This is a genomic window from Serratia sp. YC16, from assembly GCF_009707615.1.
Taxonomy (GTDB): Bacteria; Pseudomonadota; Gammaproteobacteria; order Enterobacterales; family Enterobacteriaceae; genus Serratia; species Serratia surfactantfaciens.
In genome coordinates, this window is sequence record NZ_WLYN01000001.1 from 914271 (window position 1) to 930584 (window position 16314).

Consider the following 16314-nt stretch of genomic DNA (forward strand, 5'->3'; position numbering starts at 1 on the left):
ACCTTTTAAATCAATAAACTCATTATTATGCGGCGGCGTCCGTCAGACGCTTTTCACGGTTCAAGGTTTGCAACGCCGAGACATCGACGATCAATGCCACGCTGCCGTCGCCCAAAATGGTCGCGGCGGAGATGCCCGGCACTTTGCGGTAGTTGCTTTCCAGATTCTTCACCACCACCTGATGCTGGCCGATCAGCTGATCCACCAGCAACGCATAGCGGCGGCCGGCGCTTTGCAGGATAACGACGATGCCCTGCGTGGCGTCGGTTTTGGCGCCTTCCACTTCGAACACCCGATACAGCTCCACCAGCGGCAGGTATTCGCCGCGCACCTGCAGCACGCGTTCGCCGCCGGCCAACGGATGCAGGTCTTCCGCCTGCGGCTGCAGCGACTCCATCACCGCGTTCAGCGGCAGGATAAAGACTTCGTCGTTCACCTTAACCGACATGCCGTCGAGGATCGCCAGCGTCAGCGGCAGCAGGATACGGATGGTGGTGCCTTTGCCGGCCTGCGAGCGGATCTCGACGTGACCGCCCATCTCCTGAATGTTCCGTTTCACCACGTCCATGCCGACGCCGCGGCCGGAAACGTCGGTCACCTGTTCGGCGGTGGAGAAGCCCGGCGCAAAGATCAGCATGCCGACCTCTTCGTCGCTCATGCTGTCACTGACCGCCAGCCCTTGCGACGCGGCCTTGGCGAGAATTTTTTCGCGGTTCAGCCCGGCGCCGTCGTCGATGACCTCAATGCAGATGTTGCCGCCCTGATGTTCGGCAGACAGCACCAGATTGCCCACCGCCGACTTGCCGGCGGCGATGCGGGTGGCCGGCTCTTCGATGCCGTGATCGAGGCTGTTGCGCACCAGGTGCGTCAGCGGATCGATAATGCGTTCGATCAGGCTCTTGTCCAGTTCGGTGGAACTGCCCTGCAGCGTCAGCTCCACCTGTTTGTTCAGCTTGCCGGCCAGATCGCGCACCAGACGCGGATAGCGGCTGAAGACATATTCCATCGGCATCATGCGGATCGACATCACCGACTCCTGCAGATCGCGCGCGTTACGCTCCAGCTGGCTCATGCTGTTCAGCAGGTCGCCGTGGTTCACCGGATCCAGCGTGCCGGAGCGTTGCGCCAGCATCGACTGGGTGATCACCAGCTCGCCCACCAGGTTGATCAGTTGATCCACCTTTTCCACCGCTACGCGAATGCTGGTGGACTCGCTCGCCTTGGCGCGCGCTTTCGGCGCTTCCGCCTGCGCGGCGGCCGGTTTGGCGGCAGGCGGCGCGGCGTTCGTAACCGGCGCCGGCTCTGGCGCAACGACCGCCTCCGGCGAGTTCGCTGCCGCGACGACCGGCGCGCTTTGCGTCGGCGTCGAGAAGCTGATTTGTTCTGGTTCCAGCACGAAGCACAGCACGGCGCTGATGTCGTCCTCGCTGGCGGAGGTGAGCAACGTGACGTCCAGACTGTGCTCCGTCTGATGAGGGTCTTTAACCTCGCCGAGGTTGCCCAGCTCTTCCAACATCAACGGGATTTCACTGGCTTTCAGCCCGTTCAGGCTGATGCGCATACCGCCTTCGATCGCCGCCGGCGCGGCCGCTGGCTGCACAACGGGCTGCTGAACGACCGGCTGAGCCGCGGGCGCCTCCTGCTGCTGTTGCGCTTCCAACGCCAGCTGACGCAGCGCCTGGCAAATGTATTCAAAGCTTTCAGCGTCAGGCTGTTGCGAGGTCTTATAGGCGTCCAGTTGCTCCTGCATAATGTCTTTGGTTTCCAGAAACAGGTTGATAATCTCGGTGCTCAGGCTCATTTCTTGGCGCCTTGCACCGTCCAGCAGGTTCTCCAGCAGGTGGGTGGTTTCCTGCAGCACCGAAAAACCAAAGGTCGCCGCCCCGCCCTTGATCGAATGCGCCGCGCGGAAGATGGCGTTCAACGGCTCGATATCGGGGGCCAGCGGATCCAGCTCCAGCAGGTGTTGCTCCATGTCGGCCAGCAACTCGTCCGCCTCATCAAAGAAGGTCTGATAAAAATCGCTAATGTCCATGCTCACGGGGTCACCTCTGGCTGTGAGTCGCGGTTAGTCGGTGCGGGCGCGGCTGCCGGCTGTTCCGGCGTTTGACCGGCCGTGGCTAGCGCCGGGGATGCCTGCAATTGACCGTCGGGATCCGCCGCCGGCAGCGGCGTTGGATCGGTCGGCGTTGCCGCCTGGGGTTCCGGCGTTTGGCTGGCCGGCGCAGTCGCCGACGGCGCCAGCTGCTTCAGGCTGTCCGGCTGGGCGATATCCACCGCGTTGCCTTCAGCATTTTCGTGTTCGATGCCTTCTTGCGTTTGCTTATTCAGCACCAGCACGGTGATGCGACGGTTGATCGCGTCATCGGCGCCGTGCTGTTTCAGGCTCATGGTGGCCGCCATGCCCACCACTCGCAGCACCTTGCCTTCCGCCAGACCGCCGGCGATCAGCTCGCGTCGGGAGGCGTTGGCGCGATCGGCCGACAGTTCCCAGTTGCTGTAGCCGCGCTCGCCGGTGGCGTAAGGGATATCATCGGTATGGCCGGACAGGCTGATCTTGTTCGGCAGATCGTTCAGAATCGGGGCTATCGCCCGCAGAATATCGCGCATGTAGCTCTCGACCTGCGCGCTACCGGTTTTGAACATCGGCCGATTCTGGCTATCGATAATCTGGATGCGCAGCCCCTCGTCCATCATGTTGATCAGCAGATGCGGACGCAGCGCCTTCAGGCGCGGATCGGACTCAATCAGTTCATCCAGCTTTTCGCGCAGCTTGTTCAGCCGCAGCTCTTCGGCGCGCTTGTCCGGCGAATCGACCTGTTTTTTCACCAGGCCGTGCTGTTGCGTCGGATCGTCGCCGCCGCCCGGAATCGGACTGCTTTCGGAACTGCTCTTGTCGCCGCTGGTCAGGGCAACCTTGAGCGGCGTGCGGAAGTATTCGGCGATTTGCGTCAGCTCCTGCGGGCTGGCGATCGCCAGCAGCCACATCACCAGGAAGAATGCCATCATCGCCGTCATAAAGTCGGCATAGGCAATCTTCCAGGAGCCGCCGTGATGGGCGGCATGATGCGACTTGCGCTTTCTGACCAGGACGACCGGGTGATTCTGTTTCATGCTTCTTCTTCTTCCGTCGCCTGCTGTGCCGGCGCTTTCACGCGGCGCACATGTTCTTCCAGCTCAACGAAAGAAGGACGTTCGGTGGTATACAGTGTTTTACGGCCGAACTCGACCGCGATCTGCGGGGCATAACCGTTCAGGCTCGACAGCAGCGTGACCTTGATGCACTGCATCATCTTGACGTTTTCGGCGCTCTTCTGGCGCAGCAACGTGGCCAGCGGCGAGATAAAGCCGTAGGCCAACAGAATGCCGAGGAACGTACCGACCATGGCGTTGGCGATCAGCGCCCCCAGCTCAGCGGCCGGACGGTCAGCCGAAGCCAGAGCGTGCACCACCCCCATCACCGCCGCGACGATACCGAAGGCAGGCAAGGAATCGCCCACCATCGCCAGGCTGCCGGCGGGCACTTCACTTTCCTGCTCGTAGGTTTCGATCTCTTCGTCCATCAGCGCTTCGATCTCGAACGCATTCATATTGCCGCTCACCATCAGCCGTAAATAGTCGGTAATGAACTCCACCAGGGTGTTATCGGCAAGGATGCGCGGATAATTAGAGAAAATTTCACTTTCTTGCGGATTATCGATGTCGAACTCGAGCGACAGCATGCCCTGCTGACGCGATTTGGCCAGCAGGCGGAACAGCAGCGCCATCAGATCCATGTACAGATCTTTGTTGTATTTGGAGCGCCGCATCAGGCGTGGCAACGCGCGCAGCGTGGCCTTGATCGCCTTGCCGTTGTTGCCGACGATGAAAGCGCCGACGCCCGCCCCGCCGATGATCAGAAATTCAGCCGGCTGATATAACGCGCCGAGATGACCGCCCACGATCAGGTAGCCGCCAAACACCGCACCCAATACCACGAGATAACCCAAAATAACTAGCACACGCATTCCTTAAATTAACAATGTGGATGGAAGGTGGGGCAAACGCGCCCTGGCCAACAGACCAGGCGGCATGTCTGGGGGCGGCATGCCGCCCCTGCGTATCACACGTCGGTGTTCATTGCCGAGAGCCGGCAACGTGGTGGCTCAAATGGCGCGTTTGACCTGCTCGTCCAGCAGTTGAGGAATAATATCGGCCAGTTGCGGCGAAAGTTTACGTCTTTTTACTGCGCGGGATGGGGGTTGGCATAAACTGCAGATGAAACCATTCAGCGGCTGGTGCGCATGGGTGATAAATGCGCCGCCGCAACAACTGCAGGCGGAGAGTTGCAGCATGCCGCTGTCGACGAAACGCACCAGCGTCCAGGCGCGCGTCAACGCCAGCAGCGGCGCATCGCCGGCCTGCTGGGGGCATTGTTCCAGATAGAGGCGATAGGCTTTAATCACCGCCTCCACTCCGCTGCACTGCCCACTTTTCATCAGGAACAGGTAAGCGTTGTAAAACATCGAAGAGTGAATATTTTGTTCCCAGGTCATAAACCAGTCGGTTGAGAACGGCAACATCCCTTTCGGCGGCGGACTGCCGCGCAACTCCTTATAAAGTTTAATCAAGCGCCCGCGGCTGAGCTGGGTCTCGCTCTCCAGCATCTGCAAACGGGCTCCCAGTGAAATCAGCTCCATCGCGAGCTGAATGTCCTTGGCTTCTTGAACAATACTTTTCTCAACCATCATCAGGCTCTTTTCTTCGTCGGGCTAGCGTCTTTACTCGATAGCTCTTGCAGTAAATGGCTTGATAGCAAAATGCCGGTATGGATTTGTTGCAGATCGTCGACGCGCGACTCTTTGGTCAGGCGTTCGATGGTCTGGTGATCGTTAAAGCGGAAGTGGCAAACCAGCTGGTTGGTCTCAGCCAGTTTAACCATTTGCGGCAAAGTCAGCTGCGCCAACGCGTCAGCCATGGTTTCATCGATACCAAGGCGGAACATCGCGGACGCTTTTTCATCGTTGATCAAACGCTGTGCTAAAAGTAAATATGACAAATTGATGTCATAAATATGCTTAAGTAATTCAGACGTACCCATATTCCCCATCCCGACAGACTATGTTTAAAAACATACGCTGGGTGATAAATTTTATCGCCCGTGACCTGGGTTTTTTCCCAAAGTTGGCAAATTAATCTCTCAAAAACGACCGCTATAACTTTCGCCAATCGCTAAATTCGACCACTGTTCAGTATTTGCTACGAGCGTAAACCTACGTGTATGGATGTACAGCATTTTGCTTCGATAGTGTTTAGCCACCATGAAACTATTTTTACAAATTTAATAAGATTATTCCTAAAGCAACGCAACTCTACCCCCGAACCATTAGCACACACAATGTAAGTGAGAGGCAATTTTAAATACAATGTGACATAGATCACAAAAATAAAAAATATTTAAGCCAAATACGACTAAATGCGCACATTTATTGACCTCGTTTTCGCTCACAAAATAGCCATAGGTAAAAAAACGTCTTAAAAACAATGTTTATAAGCCAAAAAATTATCTTTTTTAGATCAATTCGAACAAAAGCATCACCAAACCAAAATAACAGAACAAAAATCTGTATATAGGCGACAAACTCAGTATAAATAACCAATTACGTTGCTAAAAAATATCCAAGATGAAAAATAACCAACGTAAACTATAAGGTTATTACCTTTCAGATTTGACTTAAGCCCCTCGCTTCGGGCTGCTCTAATTTTCAACATAAGGTGATTAGGGCTTATCAATGATTCGCTGACGTTGTGAACAAGCCAACAGACGTAACGATATGTTTCCGTATTAGCCTGACGCAAGAATGCCATTTTTACGTTAAAAAGTGCCAGAACGACATATCGGCAGCGCATCGTAAAACTTTAATGCTTTTTTATTTCTTTTTTGTCGCCGCTTTAATTATCACGCAGAACTGTGAATTATTAAAATACCCCGCGCGCCCATCACTTCACTGCAATAAAATAAAACGCAGTTTTGTTTTTCTCCTCAAAACCCTCGGCCAATGAGACGACGTTTTAGCGCGAGCGGCAACGCCAAAAGCCGGACAACGCCGTAGCGGTCTTGCTAAAAAAGGAAGAAATCCCCTTCCCAGGACGAAAACGCGCTACCGCGCCTCTACACGCCGCCGCAACCCTACGGTTTCATCCCCTCCCCGTGCAGCCTCACCTGAGACTTTCCCTAATTCTCCATTTATCAGCAGGATGAGATTGCTGACAGCGCACCGGCATATTATGATTTAGCAACGCTCCGCCTCAGGCGGCGTCTCAATTATTACCCAGTGCAATTTATCTACTTGAAATGATTTTTGTCAGGTCGTACATCGCTGCCTCGACGGCATCGCCGAGAGTCGCTGATGTGTTATTCACCCGGCTTTAACTATTAACAGGCTATATTTTAATCATGACCGATACGCTCGAATATCTGCTGACATTCCGTAAATGCTCCTCTTTGGACAGCCTGGAGAAGGTGTACGACAAACTGAACTACTCCATTGAAAATGATACAGAAATGAGCAATATGTACCGCGCCGCAGACCACCGTCGCGCCGAACTGGTCGCCGGTAAATTGTTCGATCTGGGCAAGGTGCCGAAAACGCTGTGGGCGCAGGTGCTTTAATTCAGTGGAATTACGTGCGGCAACGGTTTTATCTTTTATTGCTATATAACCGGGCAAACTCAGCTTTTATTGCCGCGCGTGATGCGAAACACATTTATTACGCCCGTCAGGTTCTACCCTTTATCCGAGCGCAGCATTTTCTCTAAGGCCACCGACGCGGCAGCCTGAAACACGACGGATACAACAAGGAGTGGGATATGGGGTATCAAAACGTTCTGGTCACCGTCGCCGTCGCGCCTGACAGTCACCGCCTGGTGGAAAAGGCCGTCTCCATCGTCCGCCCCTATGGCGGCAACATCACGTTGCTCAGCACCCTCGCCAATCCGGAAATGTACAATAACTTCGCCGGGCCGATGCTCGGCGATTTGCGCACGCTGATGGAGGAAGAAACCCGGTTGTTTATGGAGGAACTGCGCCAACGCGCGGATTATCCGATCGCCGATACGCTGATCGTACACGGCGAGTTGGGCGACAGCCTGGCATTCGCCAGCCGCCGTCGGCCGTTCGACCTGCTGCTCTGCGGCAATCATCGCGACGGCATGATGAACAAAGTCTCCTGTTCCGCCGCCCGCTTCATCAACATCAGCCATATCGACGTGTTGATCGTGCCGCTCTAACGCTAAGCACATTCGGTAACGTTGCCTTGCCGCCCCTGGACTAGGCTTAACCAACCTGTCTGTCGCAACGCAAAGGAGCTTTCGATGTCCCCTTCTCAACAGAACCGTCGCTTCCTGCTGGCCTCGCGCCCGCACGGGGAACCGACGGCGGCAAACTTCCGTCTCGACACGGTTGCCACGCCGCAACCCGGCGTCGGCCAGCTGTTGCTGCGCACCGTTTATCTGTCATTGGATCCTTATATGCGCGGCCGCATGAGCGATGCCCCCTCCTATGCGCCGCCGGTGGAGATCGGCCAGGTGATGGTCGGCGGAACGGTATCGCACGTGGCCTCCTCACAGCATCCCGATTTCAAGGTCGGCGATTGGGTGTTGGGCTATGACGGTTGGCAGGATTACGCGCTGTCCGACGGTAGCGGCCTGCGCAATCTCGGCCCGCACCTGGCGCACCCTTCCCGCCTGCTCGGCGTGCTGGGTATGCCGGGCTTCACCGCTTATATGGGATTACTCGACATCGGCCAACCCCAGGCGGGCGAAACGCTGGTGGTAGCCGCCGCCAGCGGTGCGGTCGGCTCGGTGGTCGGCCAAATCGGCAAGCTGAAAGGCTGCCGCGTGGTCGGCGTTGCCGGCGGCGCGGAAAAATGCCGCTATGTGGTGGAAGAATTGGGTTTTGACGCCTGTATCGATCACCGTGCCCCCGACTTTGCCGAACAGCTGGCCGCCGCCTGCCCACAGGGTATCGACATCTATTATGAAAACGTCGGCGGCGCGGTATTCGACGCCGTGCTGCCGCTATTGAACACCAAAGCGCGCATTCCGGTCTGCGGCATCATCGCCCATTACAATGCCACCGGATTACCCGCCGGGCCGGACCGTTTGCCGCTGCTGGAGGGGCTGATTCTGCGTAAACGCATCCGCATGCAGGGCTTTATCATCTTCGATGACTACGGCTCACGCTTTGATGAATTCCTGCAACAGATGAGCGGTTGGGTCGAGCAGGGGAAAATCAAGTTCCGCGAGGACATCGTCGACGGACTGGAGCAGGCGCCCCAGGCGTTTATCGGTCTGCTGCAAGGCAAAAACTTCGGCAAACTGGTGATTCGCGTCGCCGACGAATAACCCGCAGCTGGGCGTGGTGCGCCACGCCCCCTTCTTTAATGTACGGCACCGTCGCCGAATCGCACATCTTCCTCAACCGTCAACGTGACCTCTACGATAGTGCGCACGGCCTCAACCATCGTCGCCAACGCCATGCTCGGCTTGCCCGGATGCGCCGCCGCCAGCTCATGACTGTACGGGATATGCACGAACCCGGCGCTGACCGCCGGGCGATGCGTCTGCAGATAGTGGCGCAAACCGTAAAAAATATGGTTGCAGTTATAGGTGCCCGCCGTGTAAGAAACCGCCGCCGGGATCCCCTGCCGGCGCAGTTGCTGTACCGCAGCCTTGACGGGCAACGTGCTGAAGTAGCCCACCGGGCCGCCGGCGACCACCGGCACATCAATCGGCTGTTTGCCGGCATTATCGGGGATGCGGGCATCGATCAGATTGATGGCCACCCGCTCCAGGGATATTTCGGCCCGGCCGCCGGCCAGGCCCAGACAGATCACCGCCAGCGGCTGCAGTTCCTCAATCGCCGCGATTAGCCGCTGATTGGCTTCACCCAGCACGCAAGGCAATTCGCGCACCACGATCTCCGCGCCGCCGCTTCGCTCACCGGCCAACGCCTGCGCGACCTGCCAGGAAGGATTTACCGCATCGCCATCGAACGGCTCAATACCGGTTACCAACACTTTGTTCATCATTTCCCCTGCTTGAAGGCTAAATTCGTGTGCTACCAGCCTAGTGAACGCAGTATGATTCTGGAAATGGATTATCTATATATAGAGTATTCATAAAATGAATTTAGCCAACGTCGATCTCAACTTGCTGGTGGTGTTTGAAGCGTTGTATCAGACGCGTAACGTTACCGCCGCAGGCCGGCGCCTTAACCGCGCTCAACCCTCCGTCAGCAATGCGCTGGCGCGGCTGCGCATTCTGCTGAACGATCCGCTGTTTGTTCGCGGCGGCGGCGGCATGGCGCCTACGCCGCGCGCCCACCAACTCATGCCGCAGATACAGCAGGTGCTTGAACAGATCCATCTTGCGTTAGCTCCCCCAACGCGTTTCGATCCGGCCACCGCCGGGCAACGGCGCTTTACGCTGGCCGCCGGCGACTATGCCGATATTTTGCTGCTGCCCGCTATCATCAGCCGGTTGCGTCAGGCGGCACCCGGTATCGATATTCGCGTTTCGCGCCTGGATCGCCGCAATATTTACCGGCAGTTGGAAAGCGGCGAGGTGGACATCGCGTTGGGAGGGCATCTTTCCGGCGCTGAAAGCCACTATGTGCACGCGCTGTTTGAAGAGCATCTGGTGTGTATCGCCAGCCGCACACATCCGCAGCTGGCAGACGGTCGTTGGGATCTGGCCCGCTACCTCAGCCTGCCGCACGGGCTGTACGCACCGGCAGACGACGGTTCCGCCAGAGGATTGGTCGACCGACGTCTGGCGGAAATCGGCGGCCAGCGGCGCGTCGCCGCAACCTTTTCACATATTGTCGCCCTGCCGGCCGTGGTTGCCGACAGCGATCTGATCGCCACCCTGGCCGCCAGCGTGGCCCGACGTTTTTCCGATCCGCAACGCGTACGCTTTCTCCCGCTGCCTGACGAGTTGGCCATCGCCCCTTTTCCCATTGAACTGATCGCCGGTCGGCAGGCACAACGCGACCCGGCCTTAATCTGGCTTTGCGATCTGATAGGCCAACTTCCCCTCGCCCCCCGCTCAGATTAACGGCGGCATTCGCTGCATTATCAACCGCTCAAATACACGCGCAAAGGCCCGTTGCGGTGCCTTTTTGCGTCCGCCAAATAGGAATCATCCGAATTCACATTCAGTAAATTTATATATTTGATCATCTTTAACTGACGAATGGTAAGGATAAAAAACAATCAGTGACTTTTTTCACGAAAAAAAAGAGTTGTTTTATAAACACCTTGACTTAAGTGTTACACATTTACTTCATGGTATTACCAATTTCCCAATAATTTGAGATAAAAAATGATCTCAGTGTATCTATATGTTTTAGATAATAAAAAACAGGATCGTGAGCGAGTTAACGAATTGAGCATTGATCCACAAGGCTATTTTGCAAATGCGAAGCTCTATTGTAGACTGCACAAATCGTGCCTTTGTGTAAACTTTGTTAAATCTTTCGTCAGCCCCTGTCTCAATTCGTGACAGATACGCCATCGGGATCGCGCGTTCACTCTCGTGCGGTAGCTATGCCTAAACCCGGGGATAGTATGAATCGCCTTATCAATGCGCATACGCCTTTGTCCGCCCACCAGCCGTTGTTCAGCAGCCTTTTCGGTGCGGAAAAACTGGCCGGCGGTCGAGTTCGACGTCGAGCAGCTCAGCTCTGACAACCGGGCATTTCACCGCGATAAAGTACGATCCGAAGCTCCCCAAAAAAGCGGTGCCCGAAGAGCGCTCGCGGCTTTGAGCAAAAAAAACGGTCAAACAACGCGATCTGGTCTCTACGTTCTGAAAACGACTTGTCGTCTATCAGTTCGCTAAATCACCTTGCATAAGGAAGTGTCACGATGGGCGAGTTTATTGCCTTTTCGACGCAGGACAGCCTCTGGGGACAAATCCTGTTTACCCTCTTTGGTATCCTGGTTGGCTGCGTCTTGCTCACCGCGATCGGCAAAACCTTTTTGTCGGCCGGCCGAGCAGCGGCGTTACCTGTGCGGCTGCTGATCTTTGTCGCACTGATGCTGGCGCTCCTGAAATACAACCAGCAAGTGATGTCGGCGGTGAATGCCCCCGCAGAGCTGATCGGATTCCTGATTCTGCCCGGTTTTTTGATGAGTTGTCTGGTTACGGCGACACCCGGCAGGCTGGCGTTGGCCATAGAGCTGGGCTGTTTTGCAGCGCTCACCGCGCTGTTGATTCTGGGCACCGCCGACATCGGCTTTTTTGCACCTTACCATCTGGAGAGCGCCGGCCAGGCTATCGCCAAGGCGATCGCCGCGGCGTTATCCGTGGCCGCCGTGTTGCTGGCTCGCGGAATCAGCGGCAAGGACAACGCGCTGTCCTCTTGATCATCCATTTCGAAGCGGGGCTCTCTCCGCGCATTAACGATCGGTTCTGAACGCCGCCTCGTTTTCTTCATCTGTTGTGACATAGCCTGATATCTATTAAACCGAAAAACGGATTGTTTTTGAGCAAGCAGCCTGGCTGCCGGCTGATATCCACAGGAAGCTTTACACACACAATGAAAGTCGTGAAACCTCTGCGCCTCAGCGCACTTCATCGCCCCTTCTCTTGGCAAGGGCAAAATCATCTTGGCGTTTCCGTTTTGGCCTTGGCCGACATGGGGGCCTCCCCGCGCCTGCGCCCCGAGCCGGAGCTGTGGCAACTGGCCGCCGAAGAGCTCACCTTGAGCGGCGGCGTGCTCGATTTAGCCATCCCGAAAGCCTGTGCGGAGTTTCTCGCCACCGGCAACGCCTACACCCATCATCAACAAGACAAAACCGCCTGCGCCGTGAAGATCCAGCTGGATTCGCTGGAAAAAACGTTGGTGGTTTTCGGCGATCGCCACTGGACCAACGATCGTCCCTCCACTCCCCTCCCTTTTGCAGAAATGCGTCTGGACTGGCGCCGGGCTTACGGCGGCACCCAGTTCGCCGATAATCCGCACGGCATCGGCGCCACTCCAGAAACATGTCCGCAAGGCCGTATCCATCGCCTGCCGAATGTCGAACCACTGCAGGGGCGCCTTACCTCTCCCCGGCAAAGCGCGCTACCGGCAAGCTTTGATGCGCTGGATATCACCTGGCCGCGCCGCTTCTCCCGCATCGGAAAAAACTACGACGCCGACTGGTTGAAAAACGGTTTTCCCGGTTTCGCCAACGACATCGACTGGCGCCTGTTCAACATGGCGGACAGCGATCAGCAGTTTCCTCAACGCGACAGCTTGCCTCCCCAGGCCGCCTACCGGATATGGAACATGCACCCGTCAGAGCCGGTGCAGCAAGGGCACTTGCCGCCGTGGCGCGCACGCTGCTTCATCAACCGGCTGCGCGCCGGCGAAGCGCATTTCGAAGAGATTGCCATGCGCCATACCACCGTCTGGTTCTTCCCCCATCGGGAGCAGATGCTGCTGATCTATCAGGGCAGCGCGCGCATCAATGAAGACGATGCCGCCGACGTAATGCAACTGATGCCGGCATTGGAAATCGAAGGAGAGCCCCGCGCCACCGAGCATTATCGGCAGGTGTTGGCCCAGCGACTGGATAAAGAACAGGGAGCCCTGCGCGCTTTTCGTGAGCAGGAGTTGCTGCCGGAAACCTGCATCGGCGCCTGGCTGGATACCGAAACACCGACGCAGCAAAGCCCGGTAGCGCAAAATATCGCCGCCTACGAGCACCATCAACGCGAAGATCACCGCCAGCGCCTGCTGCGTGAGGGGCAGGACATCGATGAACTGTTCCCGCTGCCATCGCAAGAGGTGCCGCCGACGCTGGATCAACTCGCCGAATTCGTCGAGCGATTGGAAAGCCAGGCCGAAGCTCAGTATCAGGACATGCTCAAACACGCACAGGATAACGGTATCGACCCCCTCAAACCCGGCGGAGAGCACGTGCCACCATCCGGTGTGGAAAGCTACCAGCATCAGCGCGATCTGCTGTTTCAGCAGGGGCGTCACTATCCCGACGCATTTAGCGACAAGCAGTTGGGGGAAAGCGAGCGTGCGCTGCACCAGATGTATTTAATGTCGGCACAGGCGCAAAGCCCGGCGCTGCGTTTAAGCGGCGATCTGGCGCAGATCATTCGCCAACGCGTCGCCGCCGCCATGCTGCGCGATAAAGATCTCAGCGGTCTTGATCTAACCGGCGCCGATCTGTCCGGCATGGACCTCTGCCAGGCTAACTTGCGCGGCGCGCTGCTGGAAAACGCCAATCTGCGCCAAACCCGGCTGGTGGGCTGCGATCTTCGCGAGGCGATGCTGGCGCGCGCCGATCTCAGCGGCGCCGTCTTGCAACAGGCCAATCTGAGCCACGCCTCCCTGGCCCTGGCGAAATGCGATGCGACGGATTTCGGCGGCGCGCAGCTGCACGAAACCCACATTCAGCAAACCTTGTTTCAACGCTGCGACTTCACGATGGCGTCATTACGCGATTTGCTGGGGTATGAAACCTTGCTCGGGCAGTGTGATTTCAGCCGCGCCACGCTGGCCAACATCACGCTGATGGAACTGCAGCTGGAGCAGTTGACATTCAGCCACGCCCGGCTCGACAAAGTCAGCTTCGTCAAATGCCGGCTGCTGGCGGTGAACTTCAGTCAGGCACGGCTGGAAAACTGCGCCTGGGTTGACACCGAGACGCAAAGCCTCAGCTTCCGCGCCGCACGCCTCACCGCCTGCGCCTTCGCAGCAAAAACACTGTTGCCGCAGGCGGATTTCAGCGATGCGACGCTAACCCAGTGCAATTTACGCCAGATGCCGTTGCAACGGGCTAATTTCAGCCGTGCGCGCCTCAATAATTGCGACCTGTCGGAAACCCGATTGAACGAGGCCGATTTTCGCCAGGCCAACGGCAGCGGCAGCCTGTTCATCCGCAGCGATCTGTCCCAGGCCACCCTGCGCGACGCCAATTTCATTGCGGCGATCCTGCAGAAATGCCTGCTGTCAGGCGCCGACCTGCAGGGCACCAATCTGTTCCGAGCCGATTTGTCGCAGTCGCAAGTGGATCAGGCGACCCGGCTCGACGGTGCCTATACCGCCAGGGTGAAAACATTGCCTCGCCACAACGGGAAGGAAGTATGACCTCAAAGTCTGAGCAGATACGCCAGCGCGTGAAACGCGGCGAGCTGATTGCCGGTGAGGATTTGCACGGTCTGTCATTCGCCGGTATGGATTTGGCCGGCGGTATGTTTAACCAGTTGGACCTGAGCGGTGCGAACTTCTCCGATTGCGATCTGCGCGACAGCGTGTTCAGCGATTGCCGGCTCGACCATGCTCAGTTTGCGCGAGCGGACCTGAAGCAAACCGCCTTCAATCAGTGCGCCATGTCGGCCAGCCGCTTCAGCGAGAGCCATATCGAGCTGACGATGTTCAACGATTGCCGGCTTGAACAGGGCGACTTTAGCCGGCTGTCGCTCAGCCAAAGCCACTGGATGTCATGCCAATTGGCCGGCGCGAATTTTTCCGCCACTCAGCACGATCGCACCACCTTTTACGAAAGCCCGCTCAATGGCGCGAGTTTGGAGCATGCGCGGCTATCTCTTGTCACTTTCTTTAGACTAAATCTCTGTGAAACAGGGTTTGAAGGTGCAGATTTCGACCGCGTCACGTTTTTCGAATGCGACCATCGCGGCAAAAGTTACGCCGGGCAGCGCCTGATCGCCTGCCAGTTTACCGATAACCAATTGGACGACGTCGACTTCAGTCAGGCGACGCTGCGCCAGAGCAACTTCAAGGGCGCTTCGCTGCGGCGCGCCACCCTGACGGGCGTGCAGGCGCAGCAATCGCTGTGGCTGGAGGCCAACCTGACCCAGGCGCACTGCCGCAGCGGGCAGTTCGATCAGGCGATTTTCAGCGAAGCGACGCTGGACGCCGCCAACTTCAGCCAGGCGCGCCTGTATCAGTGCGTGTTCCAGCATAGCCGCGCGGCGCGCTGCGACTTCAGCGACAGCGACCTGACCTACGCCGATTTTTGTTATGCCGACGTCGGCGCCGCCGATTTCCGACGTGCGCGCTTTATGCGCACCCGCATGCACCGCGCCCACCAGCAGCAAACGCGCTGGGGCGATCGCAGCGGCATTCTCGAGCGCGACGACGAGCTGTACGCCGCCGAAACCTGGAGCGCGCAGCGCCAGAGCCGCATTTGACCGTATTGACCACTTCACGAGGGGATCACCATGAGCGTTGCCAACTCTACTCGCGCCGTCAACATCGCGCCGCCCCGGCAGGCCGCCGGCCAGGTCGTCAATTTGCTGCCGGACGGCAGCCTGGTGGTGGAATGTGAAGGCCGCGGCTGGCATTGCCGCCGGGCGGCGAGCTGCCTGCTGACGCCGGCCCTCGGCGATAACGTGCTGGTCGCCGGCTGCGGCCACCAGCTGTGGGCGATCGCCGTCCTCGAGCGCGCGGAGCCGCAAAGCGCGGCGCGGCTTTGCGTCGAAGGCGACCTGCAGATTGAAACGCCGAGCGGCTCGCTGTCGCTGCACAGCGCGCAGGCGCTGCAACTGCGCGGCGACGCCATGACGCTGCAGGCCAACAGCGGCGATTGCCACATCGACAAGATGAAATACAGCGGCGAAGAGCTGTCGGCCTTCGTCAGCATCAGCCGCCTGGTCGGCAAACGCTGCGAGTCGCTGTGGCATTCGGTCAGCCAGATCAGCCACTCGCTGTTTCGCAAAGTGCGCCAGACCGAGCATGTGCGCGCCGGGCAGCTGGATTATCAGGCGGAAGATTACGCCCGCATTCATGCCCGCAACACGCTGATTACCTCGAAAGACATCACCAAGCTGGATTCGGAACAAATCCACGTCGGATAACCTTGCGGAGGCCTTCTATGTTTGCCAACAGCCAAATGATCGGCGTAGACCTGGCGTTTCCCGACGTCTGCCTGACGCCAAGCCCGGCGCCGGTGCCCGTGCCCTACCCGGATATCGCCCTGGCGCCGACCGCCATTCCGAACGCCTTCAATATTCTGTTCGTCGGCACTCCGGCGCACAACATGGCGACGGTGACGCCGCTGACCAACGGCGACAACCCCGGCGTGGCCACCGGCGTGGCTTCCGGTACGGTGATGGGGCCATCCCGCCACCTGACCGGCGCCTTTACCGTGCTGCTTAAAGGCACCCCGGCCACTCGGCTGACCAGCCTCAGCCTGCAGAATTCCACCAATGCGCTCGGCATGCGCATCGTGCCGAGCCAATTAAAAGTGTTGCTGCTTGCGCCCTGATGACGGCGCCCTATTACACAGCCATTCAATCAAGAAA

At 57.8% G+C, this 16314-nt stretch carries 15 protein-coding genes; 9 read left to right on the top strand and 6 right to left on the bottom strand.

The window, feature by feature from the left end; translation table 11 throughout:
- Positions 1–25: 25 nt before the first annotated feature.
- From cheA to flhD, 5 genes are all read right to left on the bottom strand, one after another.
- Positions 26–2041 carry a chemotaxis protein CheA gene (cheA, locus tag GKN89_RS04290; protein WP_370520157.1) on the bottom strand — a complete coding sequence of 672 codons (2016 nt, stop codon included), beginning with the start codon at positions 2039–2041 and terminating at the stop codon, positions 26–28.
- A complete protein-coding gene (gene motB / locus GKN89_RS04295) occupies positions 2038–3114 on the bottom strand; it encodes a flagellar motor protein MotB (protein ID WP_019452969.1) in 1077 nt (358 codons plus the stop codon). Before motB ends, cheA begins: the two co-directional genes overlap by 4 nt.
- On the bottom strand, positions 3111–4001 hold the full coding sequence (gene motA / locus GKN89_RS04300) for a flagellar motor stator protein MotA (protein ID WP_015378266.1): 891 nt from the start codon (positions 3999–4001) through the stop codon (positions 3111–3113). Before motA ends, motB begins: the two co-directional genes overlap by 4 nt.
- A gap of 144 nt (positions 4002–4145) precedes the next feature.
- Positions 4146–4730, bottom strand: coding sequence for a flagellar transcriptional regulator FlhC (flhC, locus tag GKN89_RS04305; protein ID WP_019452971.1), 585 nt, complete (start codon positions 4728–4730; stop codon positions 4146–4148).
- Positions 4730–5080 (bottom strand): flagellar transcriptional regulator FlhD, encoded by a 351-nt coding sequence (gene flhD, locus GKN89_RS04310; RefSeq protein ID WP_033643537.1) that lies wholly within the window; start codon positions 5078–5080, stop codon positions 4730–4732. The genes flhC and flhD overlap by 1 nt, the downstream gene beginning before the upstream one ends.
- 1356 nt (positions 5081–6436) lie before the next feature.
- Between flhD and ydgT the strand changes: the two genes are divergently transcribed.
- The 3 genes from ydgT (at position 6437) to GKN89_RS04325 (ending at position 8385) form a co-directional block, all read left to right on the top strand.
- A complete protein-coding gene (gene ydgT / locus GKN89_RS04315) occupies positions 6437–6652 on the top strand; it encodes a transcription modulator YdgT (RefSeq protein ID WP_004934895.1) in 216 nt (71 codons plus the stop codon).
- 197 nt (positions 6653–6849) lie between these two features.
- A complete protein-coding gene (uspC, locus tag GKN89_RS04320; RefSeq protein ID WP_019452973.1) occupies positions 6850–7269 on the top strand; it encodes a universal stress protein UspC in 420 nt (139 codons plus the stop codon).
- Between the two features lie 84 nt (positions 7270–7353).
- Positions 7354–8385, top strand: coding sequence for an NADP-dependent oxidoreductase (locus tag GKN89_RS04325; RefSeq protein ID WP_154746398.1), 1032 nt, complete (start codon positions 7354–7356; stop codon positions 8383–8385).
- 35 nt (positions 8386–8420) lie between these two features.
- Here GKN89_RS04325 and pcp read toward each other — a convergent pair whose 3' ends face one another.
- Positions 8421–9068 (bottom strand): pyroglutamyl-peptidase I, encoded by a 648-nt coding sequence (gene pcp / locus GKN89_RS04330; protein ID WP_154746399.1) that lies wholly within the window; start codon positions 9066–9068, stop codon positions 8421–8423.
- 97 nt (positions 9069–9165) lie between these two features.
- Between pcp and GKN89_RS04335 the strand changes: the two genes are divergently transcribed.
- The 6 genes from GKN89_RS04335 to GKN89_RS04360 all read left to right on the top strand — a co-directional run bounded on the left by GKN89_RS04335 (position 9166) and on the right by GKN89_RS04360 (position 16277).
- The gene (locus GKN89_RS04335; RefSeq protein WP_063918552.1) at positions 9166–10098 is read left to right on the top strand and encodes a LysR family transcriptional regulator; all 933 of its coding nucleotides are present in this window, start codon (positions 9166–9168) and stop codon (positions 10096–10098) included.
- Positions 10099–10910: 812 nt separating this feature from the next.
- Entirely contained in the window at positions 10911–11411 is a 501-nt protein-coding gene (locus tag GKN89_RS04340; protein WP_154746400.1) for a hypothetical protein, read from the top strand.
- A gap of 173 nt (positions 11412–11584) precedes the next feature.
- A complete protein-coding gene (locus tag GKN89_RS04345; RefSeq protein ID WP_154746401.1) occupies positions 11585–14137 on the top strand; it encodes a DUF2169 domain-containing protein in 2553 nt (850 codons plus the stop codon).
- Positions 14134–15201 carry a pentapeptide repeat-containing protein gene (locus GKN89_RS04350; protein ID WP_154746402.1) on the top strand — a complete coding sequence of 356 codons (1068 nt, stop codon included), beginning with the start codon at positions 14134–14136 and terminating at the stop codon, positions 15199–15201. The genes GKN89_RS04345 and GKN89_RS04350 overlap by 4 nt, the downstream gene beginning before the upstream one ends.
- A gap of 30 nt (positions 15202–15231) precedes the next feature.
- The gene (locus GKN89_RS04355) at positions 15232–15867 is read left to right on the top strand and encodes a DUF3540 domain-containing protein (RefSeq protein ID WP_154746403.1); all 636 of its coding nucleotides are present in this window, start codon (positions 15232–15234) and stop codon (positions 15865–15867) included.
- 17 nt (positions 15868–15884) lie between these two features.
- A complete protein-coding gene (locus GKN89_RS04360) occupies positions 15885–16277 on the top strand; it encodes a DUF4150 domain-containing protein (protein WP_004934933.1) in 393 nt (130 codons plus the stop codon).
- The last annotated feature ends 37 nt before the right edge of the window (positions 16278–16314 follow it).

Excerpts from the sequence above, each read along its gene's own strand:
- GKN89_RS04340 (WP_154746400.1), top strand. The coding sequence starts at position 10,911 with ATGGGCGAGTTTATTGCCTTTTCGACGCAGGACAGCCTCTGGGGACAA.
- flhC (WP_019452971.1), bottom strand. The coding sequence starts at position 4,730 with ATGATGGTTGAGAAAAGTATTGTTCAAGAAGCCAAGGACATTCAGCTC.
- GKN89_RS04355 (WP_154746403.1), top strand. The coding sequence starts at position 15,232 with ATGAGCGTTGCCAACTCTACTCGCGCCGTCAACATCGCGCCGCCCCGG.
- pcp (WP_154746399.1), bottom strand. The coding sequence starts at position 9,068 with ATGAACAAAGTGTTGGTAACCGGTATTGAGCCGTTCGATGGCGATGCG.
- flhD (WP_033643537.1), bottom strand. The coding sequence starts at position 5,080 with ATGGGTACGTCTGAATTACTTAAGCATATTTATGACATCAATTTGTCA.
- ydgT (WP_004934895.1), top strand. The coding sequence starts at position 6,437 with ATGACCGATACGCTCGAATATCTGCTGACATTCCGTAAATGCTCCTCT.
- GKN89_RS04335 (WP_063918552.1), top strand. The coding sequence starts at position 9,166 with ATGAATTTAGCCAACGTCGATCTCAACTTGCTGGTGGTGTTTGAAGCG.
- GKN89_RS04360 (WP_004934933.1), top strand. The coding sequence starts at position 15,885 with ATGTTTGCCAACAGCCAAATGATCGGCGTAGACCTGGCGTTTCCCGAC.
- GKN89_RS04345 (WP_154746401.1), top strand. The coding sequence starts at position 11,585 with ATGAAAGTCGTGAAACCTCTGCGCCTCAGCGCACTTCATCGCCCCTTC.
- GKN89_RS04325 (WP_154746398.1), top strand. The coding sequence starts at position 7,354 with ATGTCCCCTTCTCAACAGAACCGTCGCTTCCTGCTGGCCTCGCGCCCG.
- uspC (WP_019452973.1), top strand. The coding sequence starts at position 6,850 with ATGGGGTATCAAAACGTTCTGGTCACCGTCGCCGTCGCGCCTGACAGT.
- GKN89_RS04350 (WP_154746402.1), top strand. The coding sequence starts at position 14,134 with ATGACCTCAAAGTCTGAGCAGATACGCCAGCGCGTGAAACGCGGCGAG.
- motB (WP_019452969.1), bottom strand. The coding sequence starts at position 3,114 with ATGAAACAGAATCACCCGGTCGTCCTGGTCAGAAAGCGCAAGTCGCAT.